The 9,668-nt window shown below is 45.1% G+C and carries 12 protein-coding genes and 1 tRNA gene; 3 read left to right on the forward strand and 10 right to left on the reverse strand.

Annotated elements, in window-relative coordinates; genetic code table 11:
* Positions 1-26: 26 nt before the first annotated feature.
* The 3 genes from GC098_RS06235 to GC098_RS06245 all read right to left on the reverse strand — a co-directional run bounded on the left by GC098_RS06235 (position 27) and on the right by GC098_RS06245 (position 2,824).
* Positions 27-896, reverse strand: coding sequence for a carbohydrate ABC transporter permease (locus GC098_RS06235; protein ID WP_171641985.1), 870 nt, complete (start codon positions 894-896; stop codon positions 27-29).
* A gap of 50 nt (positions 897-946) precedes the next feature.
* Positions 947-1,912 (reverse strand): ABC transporter permease, encoded by a 966-nt coding sequence (locus GC098_RS06240; RefSeq protein WP_171641987.1) that lies wholly within the window; start codon positions 1,910-1,912, stop codon positions 947-949.
* 198 nt (positions 1,913-2,110) lie between these two features.
* On the reverse strand, positions 2,111-2,824 hold the full coding sequence (locus tag GC098_RS06245; protein WP_171641988.1) for a 2OG-Fe(II) oxygenase: 714 nt from the start codon (positions 2,822-2,824) through the stop codon (positions 2,111-2,113).
* A 418-nt stretch (positions 2,825-3,242) separates the two neighbouring features.
* Between GC098_RS06245 and GC098_RS06250 the strand changes: the two genes are divergently transcribed.
* From GC098_RS06250 to GC098_RS06260, 3 genes are read left to right on the forward strand one after another with little or no spacing between them, the layout of a single operon-like run.
* Positions 3,243-3,728 (forward strand): SRPBCC family protein, encoded by a 486-nt coding sequence (locus GC098_RS06250; protein WP_171641990.1) that lies wholly within the window; start codon positions 3,243-3,245, stop codon positions 3,726-3,728.
* Positions 3,729-3,773: 45 nt separating this feature from the next.
* The gene (locus GC098_RS06255) at positions 3,774-4,172 is read left to right on the forward strand and encodes a DoxX family protein (protein WP_171641992.1); all 399 of its coding nucleotides are present in this window, start codon (positions 3,774-3,776) and stop codon (positions 4,170-4,172) included.
* Positions 4,173-4,217: 45 nt separating this feature from the next.
* Positions 4,218-4,547 carry an ArsR/SmtB family transcription factor gene (locus tag GC098_RS06260; protein WP_307552497.1) on the forward strand — a complete coding sequence of 110 codons (330 nt, stop codon included), beginning with the start codon at positions 4,218-4,220 and terminating at the stop codon, positions 4,545-4,547.
* A 115-nt stretch (positions 4,548-4,662) separates the two neighbouring features.
* On the opposite strand, the gene GC098_RS06265 is transcribed toward GC098_RS06260, so the two are convergent.
* From GC098_RS06265 to GC098_RS06295, 7 genes are all read right to left on the reverse strand, one after another.
* A complete protein-coding gene (locus GC098_RS06265) occupies positions 4,663-5,118 on the reverse strand; it encodes a hypothetical protein (RefSeq protein ID WP_171641997.1) in 456 nt (151 codons plus the stop codon).
* Between the two features lie 330 nt (positions 5,119-5,448).
* Positions 5,449-5,724: a hypothetical protein gene (locus tag GC098_RS06270; RefSeq protein ID WP_171641999.1), complete on the reverse strand. Its 276-nt coding sequence runs from the start codon at positions 5,722-5,724 to the stop codon at positions 5,449-5,451.
* A 193-nt stretch (positions 5,725-5,917) separates the two neighbouring features.
* On the reverse strand, positions 5,918-6,877 hold the full coding sequence (gene argC, locus GC098_RS06275; RefSeq protein ID WP_171642002.1) for an N-acetyl-gamma-glutamyl-phosphate reductase: 960 nt from the start codon (positions 6,875-6,877) through the stop codon (positions 5,918-5,920).
* A 177-nt stretch (positions 6,878-7,054) separates the two neighbouring features.
* Positions 7,055-8,101: a leucine-rich repeat domain-containing protein gene (locus GC098_RS06280; RefSeq protein ID WP_171642004.1), complete on the reverse strand. Its 1,047-nt coding sequence runs from the start codon at positions 8,099-8,101 to the stop codon at positions 7,055-7,057.
* A 237-nt stretch (positions 8,102-8,338) separates the two neighbouring features.
* The gene (locus tag GC098_RS06285; protein WP_171642006.1) at positions 8,339-8,917 is read right to left on the reverse strand and encodes an LURP-one-related family protein; all 579 of its coding nucleotides are present in this window, start codon (positions 8,915-8,917) and stop codon (positions 8,339-8,341) included.
* Between the two features lie 254 nt (positions 8,918-9,171).
* Positions 9,172-9,321, reverse strand: a complete 150-nt coding sequence (locus tag GC098_RS06290) for a hypothetical protein (protein ID WP_171642008.1) — start codon at positions 9,319-9,321, stop codon at positions 9,172-9,174.
* 267 nt (positions 9,322-9,588) lie between these two features.
* Positions 9,589-9,659 (reverse strand) — tRNA-Gly (locus tag GC098_RS06295).
* Positions 9,660-9,668 lie beyond the last annotated feature (9 nt).

Consider the following 9,668-nt stretch of genomic DNA (forward strand, 5'->3'; position numbering starts at 1 on the left):
TTGACCAAACCTGCTTGCCCATCAAGCTAGCCTTTGACGGAACCCATCAAGACGCCTTTGACGAAATATTTTTGCAGAAACGGATAAATGATCAGAATCGGCAGCGAAGCCAGCATAGCGGCTCCCGCACGCACACCTTCCGGCGGCAGCGCATTGCTCCCGTCACTCGAGTCCCCAATCAATAGCGCTGGATCGAGGTTGTCGATCATCTGATAGAGCTTCACCATCAATGACATTTGGGTTGAACTTTTAATGAAAATGAGCACGTTGTAATACGCATTCCACCATCCAACCGCGTAGAAGAGCGTCAACGCTGCGATAACCGGAAGTGCCAGTGGAAGGACGATGCGCACAAGCACGACCCAGTCCTTCGCCCCATCGATAGCGGCCGACTCCTCAAGCTCGCTCGGCAGTCCTTCGAAGAACGTCTTGAGAACGAAGAAATTGTACGTGCTGAGAAGACCCGACAACCAAAGCGACCAATACGTATTCATCAGTCCCAAACTTTTGACGAGTAGAAACTGCGGTATTAGCCCTCCGGTGAACAGCATGGTAAAAATAATCATGCCGAGAACAGGACCCCGTCCCCGCAGATCCATTTTCGATAGCGGGTAAGCCGCCATGATCGTAACCAGCATGTTTAAAGAGGTGCCGACAACGGTCATCACGACCGTGTTTTTCATCGCGATGAACAGCTGCCCATCATCGATCAAATTGCGATAGGCATCCCATGTAAACTGCCGTGGCCATATCGAAACGCTGCCGGCACGTATGGCCTCGCCTGAGCTGAGTGAAACCGCCAATACATTCAAAAACGGGAACAGCGTCGAGAACGTGCATAACCCCAAGATGAAATAAAGTAGTAAGCGGGGCACACGCTCTTTCCAAATGGCCATCCGCAGCCCCTCCTTTCGGTGATTGAATTTGCCTCTAGCTGCATCCTTCGCTACCATAACGCCCGCTCTCCCATCGCCCGAATGATGCGATTCACCGAAAGTACGAGTATCAAGCCGACGATGGATTGCACCAATCCAATCGCAGTCGTGTAGCTGTATTGCAGATTGACGAGCCCGAGCCTGTAAATGTAAGTGCTCATCACGTCAGAAACGCTTGTTACCATAGGATTGGTAAGCACCCAGACGTGCTCGAAGCCTACGTCGAACATGCGGCCCATTTGCAGAACAAGCATGAGTGCTATCGTGCTTCGAATACCAGGAAGCGTCACATGCCAGATCTGCCGCAATTTGCCGCCGCCGTCTATACGGGCTGCTTCATACAGATGCGGGTCAATGCTTGACATGGCCGCCAAATAAAGAATCGTGCTGAAGCCGGCGTCCCGCCATATCCCCGAGAAGACATAGACGAAGGGCCACCAGAAGGTATTTCCCATGAAATAGATCGGATCAAGTCCGAATGCCTTGAGCACATAATTGATGAAACCGCTGCCTGGGGAAAGCAGACCGATGACGATCGTGCCGAGAATAATCCACGATAAAAAATGCGGCAAATAGAGAAGGTTTTGCACGACTCGCTTATACCATTCGACCCGTACTTCGTTCAGCATAATCGCGAGTGCAATCGGGACAGGGAAACCAAAAATCAGCCCGTATAGATTTAATAGAAGCGTGTTGCGAACGATCTTAAACAGATCGCTGCTGTGGAGCAATCGATTGAAATGCTCCAACCCTACCCATTTACTCCCCCAAATGCCGTCGCCGAGCCGAAAATCCTTGAAAGCAATGATTTCTCCATATAGTGGGAAATACTTAAATACAAGGAAGTAAGCAATGACTGGAAGAAGCAGCATATAGAGAAATGGTCTGCGCTTCAGATCCTTCCATAACGATCTTCGTGAAGCCATCTGTTTGGCGCTTCCGGGGCTTCTGGTATCCACAGCTGGTTGTGCAAGCATACTTCGTTCATCTTCCTTTCTGTTGTCAGCCTTGTTGTCACTGGGCTTGATCCCAACTTAACAAGCATCATCCTAATTGGAAATCTTCTCTTCTTGCTGCCTTCCCCATCCTTTGCTCCGAGGACTATACCTTTTTTGCGCGGATATTCTTTTCATGATAAAACCCGGGCGCTAGGCGCCCGGGTTGGAAGTAAGACTCTATTTCGCATCGTGAAATATAATACCCAAACTGTATCTTGTACCTGTTGTAACTGTGTTTACACCGTGTCGAAGAGTCGTTTTATAATAGCCGCGCGTTCCCAAAACCGGACGATAAGTGGTTGGAAAAATCAGACCCTCTCCTTGTTTCAACGTGATGACATGGCCTCTACTTTGCGCCCTCGGACGCTGCTCCACCAACAGTAACTCCCCGCCTGTGAAATCTTCTTCTCTTTGATTAAGAGCGAATACGACCTGAAAGGGAAAGAAAACTTTCCCATACAAATCCTGATGCAGACAATTGTATCCCCCTGCTTCATATTTCAGGATCAATGGGGTTGGTCGGTTCTGCCCCTCTTGATGACATTGATCGAGGAATTCCGTTAATGTCGCTGGATAAGAAGCATTGTGACCCAATTGTTCTAGCCAGCGATTAGCTGTTATGGCAAGTTCCGGATACAATCCTTCGCGCAGCTGTTGAAGCAAAAATGGCAAGGGAGCGTTGTAATATTTGTACTCCCCAATCCCGAAGCGGTACCGAGCCATGTCAATGGTCGTTCGAAAGCGGATCTCTTCCTCGTAAGTGCTTATGATTTCCTTACATTCCGTATTACTTAACAAGCCAGGTAATTTGGCATAACCGTGCTCGTCCAGCGACTGCTGAATGAAATTCCAATCCAAATCAGCTAATCCTTGTGACAGATTCTCAGGCATGCTGTAAGCCTCCCTCTTTGCGCGTATCGTCGCATTCAAGTTCTAATACCTTCTGCGAACAGTATAACCCCGAAAATGAGCTTTTGTACGCATTCTCGAATGAAACAGCAAGATAACGAAATGACTAAATGTCGTTTTATGTTACAACTACAATAGGGTGGTGAATGGTCATTTACATGGGTGCAAACAGCATTGAGAAAAACGAAAATCAATCTTCCTACACATTATTAGGGGCTGATCGACGTCCTTATCAAAGCGGAATTCCAGGAACTTTGGGAGGTTATCGACGCCAAAAAATTGAATATAGCTGCTTTCCTGGCTATAACTGAAATTATTTATAAATATTCCTTTACAGGAATATTCCTGTTATGGTATATTCAAAACACAAAGAACAAAAACAATTTGGAGGATGATTATTATGAATAACGCTCAGGACACCAACAACACGCACACTTCAATTGCAGGTCAGGAATTTCGTATCACGCGTATCTTTCAAGCGCCGCGGGAACTGGTTTTCGAGGCTTGGACAGATCCGGAGCATTTGCCAAAATGGTGGGGACCCAAGGGCTTTACGAATACGGTTCAAGAAATCGATGTTAGACCAGGCGGGGTATGGCGTTACGTTATGCACGGTCCGGACGGCGTCGATTATGATAATAAAATCACCTACCATAAAATCGTAAGCCCAGAGCAACTCGTATACTCACATGGCGACGGCGATGACGACGAACAATTTCATGTGACGGTCACGTTTGCCGAGCAAGCTAATTCGACGACAGAGCTCACCATGACGAGTCGATTCAAATCAGCTGCTTACCTTGAAAAAGTGGTCAAGGAATACGGGGCTATCGAAGGCGCTAAATCGACACTTGATCGTCTCGAGGAACAACTGGCCACTATGTAAGGACCAAAATCAAATCAAATAATAATTGAAGGGAGTAATAAATTCATGAAAAAAACGAAAGTTATGTACTGGATTTTCACAGCTTTATTGGTAATCTTGATGGGCATTGGTGCTATCCCGGATATCCTCTATGCATCAGATGCGGTTGTCTTATTTGCTCATTTAGGCTATCCCTCTTACCTCCTGCCCTTCCTGGGTATAGCCAAATTATTAGGTATTCTAGCGATACTGATTCCCGGCTTTCCGAGAATTAAGGAATGGGCTTATGCCGGGCTTACATTTGACCTTATAGGTGCGATGTATTCAAGTATCGCTGTGGGCGATCCTGTCGGCGGCTGGGCGTTTTTCATCATCGGATTTGTTGTCATCGGAGGGTCCTATATGTGCTATCATAGGAAACAAAGAGCTGCATCATTAAGTCAGCCACCACGCTTAGCGGCATAAAAAACTCCCTTGCCTGGTATATGTTGAAGGAAGGAGTGCATGAACATGGGCTTGATCACAACAACCTGGAGCGCACTAGCAGAGCCCAACCGATTGCACATCGTCGAACTCCTGCGGGGCGGTCCCCTCACCGTAGGGGAAATCGCCGAGCGCCTCAGCCTCCAGCAGCCACAAGTTTCCAAACATCTCCGCGTCCTAAGTGACGCGGGGTTTGTTGAAGTACAGCCCAGTGCCAATCGGCGCATTTATAAGCTTCGGGCTCAGCCCTTCATAGAAATGAACACCTGGCTGGAATCTTACCGCCGCATGTGGGAGGAGCGCTTCGATCGATTGGACGAATATTTGAACGAATTGCAGGGAAAGGGGAAGCAGTAGGAGTTCTCTCCCCGTTCCCGCATAAAAAGACAAAAACCGCGCAGCATCAAGGCTTTGCAGTTCTTGTCTTTTTTATTTTCTATCGATAATATCTTGTGTGTAGAAGTCTACTCCCTCAAATCGAGAAATTTTTCATCAATGGCATGATAAAAGAAATGACTCCCATCCCCAACTTAAAAAAGCTGCCTATGTTACCAAAGAAACCTCCACCCCCAGCAGTACCTGTTGCAGCACCACCTTTACCAAGACCACCAAGAAGGCCAAGCATGTTTCCTAATCCGCCTCCGCCAAGTAAGCCTCCCAAACCTCCTAAATTGGATATTTGTGCTTTAGCTTTGCCTTTATTTCGGGGGAGCTTCCGATTTCCCTTGAAGCCTTGAAGAATGACTTGGTTGCCTTGTAATTCGTTTAGCACTCCGTAATACAGAGAACCATCCTTGAGCACTACACATACCGGTGTTCCTAAGTTCTCTTTAACTTGCGAAGAGATAGAGGGCAATGATGCAGGAATGGCTTTTTGCCCGACTTTCACGCGTCTGTGCTTTTTTTCACGCTGATGTAAAGTTTTCATTCCCTGCTCACTCATCCTTTTATATGAAATAACTTCTTGTCATCTTATGTTGATTCTTCATGTTTGGACTATACTCTCTTGAACCCCTATCACTCCATTTGTCGTTTAAATCTGTAATTGGTCGGTCATCGTTTCTATGATTGACACCGCCGTATGTATAAAGAAAAGGCATGTGAGTTGCCCCACACGAAGCCTCCGCTCATGTTTACTCATTCCCTTCAGTGTGATTTTCCACTACGTTATATTTATACGTTCGGTACATAGTGCTTGCTTGGACGTATGCCACCGGGAGGCAACCGCCGAGCAAAAGCGCAAACGTATCGTAATCACTTAACAGAATAAATAACCGTAAGTTCCTCCTATTCTGTACTGAATTATGGGATTTCCAAAGATGTAACTATACGGAAAGCCCACATACATTGGTGCAACCATAGGATAGGGTGCATAAGAATAGCCGAGAATAGGACCAAATAATTGCGTTCCTGGATATGGATTTTGATAGTTTATTTTGAGTCCAGTTATTCCCGGTGGCCATACCGTTCCAATATTCCCAATTGCCTCAGGTCTCCCAAAATTATTTTCATTTTCAATGTTTTTAACTAGCATTCAGTAGTTCACCCAACTTATATTATAGTCTTATGTTAGCGTATGCATTGTAGGGTACTATTGCCATTTTCTTTTGCCGATGCCCACTGACTTCGAGGAACACATTGCCATTCGTAGGAAGACCAATTTGCGCAGTATTACATGATGGAACGCATTATTATGGGACTATTGAGCGAACCTACTCCGCTCATGTTTACTCCTCAAGGGTTTGCCCAAATCCCTCATCAAGTCCCAACATTATGTTCATACATTGAATCGCTGCTCCCGATGAACCCTTCCCGAGGTTGTCCAGTCTGCATGCGACAAGAACTTGATCGTCATTCCCTAGGACAAAAATCTCAGAATAATTGGTTCCGTTGCATAGTGTCGGATCAAGGGCATATTGGGAAATTCCCTTAGTATCATCAAGCGGGATGACTCTTACGAACGTTTCTCCTTGATAATAATCTGTGAGAGCAGCATGAATTTCCTGAAGGCTAGGTTGATTAATAAGCAGACGAGTAACTAAAGGAACCGTCACAACCATACCATTGTAAAAATTGCAAACAGTTGGAAGAAATACAGGCTGGAACTCAAGATCCGTAAATTTCTTCATTTCAGGCAAATGCTTATGATCCAGCTTTAAACTATAGTGCTGTGGGTACCTTAGGCTGTCGTTTACGTCACTAAAACCGCCTGTCTCGTATTGTTCAATGAATGCCTTGCCCCCACCACTATAACCCGTTAATGAGTGGCAACTAACCGGATAATCACGTGGAAGGATTCCCCTTTGGACAAGTGGATTAATCGCAAGCACGAACGCAGTTGCGTGGCAACCTGGCACTGACACACGCGCAGCATTGGCTATCTTGCCCCTTTGTAAAGCCGATAATTCTGGCAAGCCATAGGTCCACGCTTCATTGGTACGAAAAGCCGTACTGCTATCAATAACCCGGGTATTAGGATTAATAATGAGTTTTATGGCCTCTCGAGCAGCCTGGTCTGGCAGACACAAGAATACAATATCCGCTTCATTCATTAACTTTATTCGGATCTCGGGATCTTTCTTTTGCTCCTCTGAAATCCATAGAAGTTCCACGTCGTTTCGTTGGTTAAGTCTTTCATGTATATTTAGTCCCGTCGTCCCGTACTGGCCATCTACAAATACTTTCATAGCATATACCTCCGTACACATAATGTATAATTATACGTTATAATGTATTTATATACAATTCGTTATTTCCCAATAACAGAAAAGTTCTATACAAAGAAGCCACTCCATTGTTAGGAGTGGCTTTGTCTTTATATGCTGATATAAATTTTTGGTCAAACTTCATTTGATATTACGGTGTTATGATTCAATCGTTTCCCATAACGAATCCTGTGACACATTAATGTATTTCAGTTGCTTCATACCATAGAGGAAATCAGGCTTCCGATTGATCATACACATTCCTAAGTCCAAGATTCGCAGGTGCTTCAGCTTCTCTAGCTCGAGCGGTAGCTCATGGATTGAGGTGTATTGAATCGTAAGCTGCTCCAGTTGTTCTAGCTCTCCAATCTCCGGTGGGATGCGGTTTAGGCTGATCTCTTCCTTCGGCTTGGCCCGATACCCGGGAGTCGGCCGATCCGAGCTCGCACAATGGATGCAAAGCTCTTTCAGGTTCTTCAGCCTGGCTATGGATGCGGGAATACTCTCCAAATCAGCCGTCAGGATTTTCAAGCGTTCTAGCTTGCTTAACTCGAACAGACCTTCGGGTAGACGATAAATATCCTGTTCAAAAATTTCTAGACCACGTATCTCTGTAAGGTCCCGGATTCTCTCAGGCAGCTCTGTCAGCCCATGTCCACTTATATACAGCCAGTCGGTTTTATGCTTAATGGCATCATCTAGCAGACGATCCAGGTCCCGGTGAGCCTTTAATTCCAAAAAAAGCCCTGTAATTCGATCCATCAGTTCGATTGCTTCTTCCTCAGTTACTTCCATACCATACATATGTTCATGCACAACCGAGTAAAGGTAGTCTCCGCCACCTTCTTTCAAGAAACACAAATCTTCCGGCAGGCTAGGATAAATCCAATCCGACAGGCGGTTTGCCATTTGCTTCAGTAGGTTCCCGCTTTCTTCGCAGCATCTATAAAAATAGTAGGTTCCCGCGGTATAAAAGGCATGACTGCGATAGGTATTTCTTATTTGTGTAAATTCATCCATATTATCGCCTTGGATTATGATTGTCTTCACCAGGTAAGGTTCCAACGCTTCCAATACGCTTGTGTAATGGCCCCGTACCACATCAGCCGGAATTTTCTCCCCAAGCACAAAACATTCCGAGTTCCGTATCGCCAAATCTATTACCTGCTCGTAAGCTTCGCCTTTAGGGTCTGTATACATTCTCATCCCATAAGTCTCCATTCCCATTCGAAGTACATAATATTCCAACTGGCATAATACCACAAATTGGAACTATCCTGCCCGTTAGCTTAATGGAGCTATATGAACCGTTGGTATTGGGACAATGTTCTTGACCTCCACCATTTGTTGTTGTCATGTTTAATACGGTCATTAGGCGAACTTATAATTACAAAACAACGTCACCACGCATCGTGGTGACGTTGTTATAAAACTATTACGTTTCTATCCCTGATTGCCCTCGACGCCGATCAGTAGCACCGCGGCGGCGAGGCCCAAGCGGCGATCAAGCTTGTAGTTGTGGTCAGCGGAGAAATCGAGGTTTAGCTTTTGGACGAACGGGTTTAAATTTTGTTTGAACTCTGCGACCTTGGTCCCGTTCATCTCCACGTTGTAATGCTGAGGAATCAAATTCGTCAGGAATCTTCGCAAAAGAGCAAGCAGTGCGTTATCTTCCTTAATCAATCCGATCTCCGAGTCACTTGGGCTCAAAATCGCCCATTCATCCTTGAAGATCGACTTCATCCCTTTGCGTCGCAAAGAACCTACCTTGATCCCGGTTTCGACATCAACTACGTCGAAGATTGAGGAAAAATCAATGACGCTTCGCGCTTGAATGCTTATCAACTCATCTTGCATTGTTTCATCCCCGTATATTCGGATGTCTTCCTTCAGCTTGAAGGCTTTCATCTTCGAGAACAGAATTGCCTTTTCATCAATGTCGAAAATATCGATTTTAGCGCCAACTAGAGAAAGGATCTGTTTTCTAACCACGAATTTTTGATGATTGAATTTCGGATTCAAGTCTTCGCCCCCTACACTCTAGAATCAACTGAGTCTTTATTCATTGGATTCGACAGAATTAGGGAAGATTCCTTTTTGTATCCGAATTCAGTTCACTTCGAGATCTTGGATCGCGTAATAAGCTTGTAAATAGTTCTGCGTTAGTTTAGCCTCGGATAATTCTAGAGTGTGTGAAGATGCAATTTCTTCTGATGATTTGAAGACCGAGTCATTTCTGTGGATACCACCATAAATAATATCGAATCCGAGCTCTTTTATGCATTCGAACGCTTATCTGAAAGTGGTACTTTATCCATTCCGTTCGAATCGATCATGATATCCCTGCCATTTCGAAGATGAAGGATATGGAGATGCCCAAAGAGATCCTGCTTCTCTGGTGAAAGTTGAAACAGTTTGCGATACATCTCGGCTGAAAACAATGATTGATGTTAATTTCTTATGCCTTGTGATTTGCATTGTCTTTCTCTCCTTAAGCAGTAATAAAATTGAAGTAACCTACTGAAGTTCCTAATGTAAATAATAGACGATTCAAATAATGGAAGGGTTGCGTTAAACTGCCCGTCCCTCCCCATCAACATCGACGATTATCGAGACTTGAATCAAAGCTCAAACGAAACTACATAAAACAAAAAAAGCCTTATATATCAAGGCTTTAGTGTTGTAATACGGTAAGCGGGCGGCGGGAATCGAACCCGCGCGATCAGCTTGGAAGGCTGAAGTTCTACCATTAAACTACGCCCGCATTAATATA

This window comes from Paenibacillus phytorum, from assembly GCF_013141715.1.
In the GTDB taxonomy this organism is placed as follows: Bacteria; Bacillota; Bacilli; order Paenibacillales; family NBRC-103111; genus Paenibacillus_E; species Paenibacillus_E phytorum.

Coding starts and splice junctions, on each gene's coding strand:
- GC098_RS06235 (WP_171641985.1), bottom strand. CDS start 896: ATGGCCATTTGGAAAGAGCGTGTGCCCCGCTTACTACTTTATTTCATC.
- GC098_RS06240 (WP_171641987.1), bottom strand. CDS start 1,912: ATGCTTGCACAACCAGCTGTGGATACCAGAAGCCCCGGAAGCGCCAAA.
- GC098_RS06245 (WP_171641988.1), bottom strand. CDS start 2,824: ATGCCTGAGAATCTGTCACAAGGATTAGCTGATTTGGATTGGAATTTC.
- GC098_RS06250 (WP_171641990.1), top strand. CDS start 3,243: ATGAATAACGCTCAGGACACCAACAACACGCACACTTCAATTGCAGGT.
- GC098_RS06255 (WP_171641992.1), top strand. CDS start 3,774: ATGAAAAAAACGAAAGTTATGTACTGGATTTTCACAGCTTTATTGGTA.
- GC098_RS06260 (WP_307552497.1), top strand. CDS start 4,218: ATGGGCTTGATCACAACAACCTGGAGCGCACTAGCAGAGCCCAACCGA.
- GC098_RS06265 (WP_171641997.1), bottom strand. CDS start 5,118: ATGAAAACTTTACATCAGCGTGAAAAAAAGCACAGACGCGTGAAAGTC.
- GC098_RS06270 (WP_171641999.1), bottom strand. CDS start 5,724: ATGCTAGTTAAAAACATTGAAAATGAAAATAATTTTGGGAGACCTGAG.
- argC (WP_171642002.1), bottom strand. CDS start 6,877: ATGAAAGTATTTGTAGATGGCCAGTACGGGACGACGGGACTAAATATA.
- GC098_RS06280 (WP_171642004.1), bottom strand. CDS start 8,101: ATGAGAATGTATACAGACCCTAAAGGCGAAGCTTACGAGCAGGTAATA.
- GC098_RS06290 (WP_171642008.1), bottom strand. CDS start 9,321: ATGTATCGCAAACTGTTTCAACTTTCACCAGAGAAGCAGGATCTCTTT.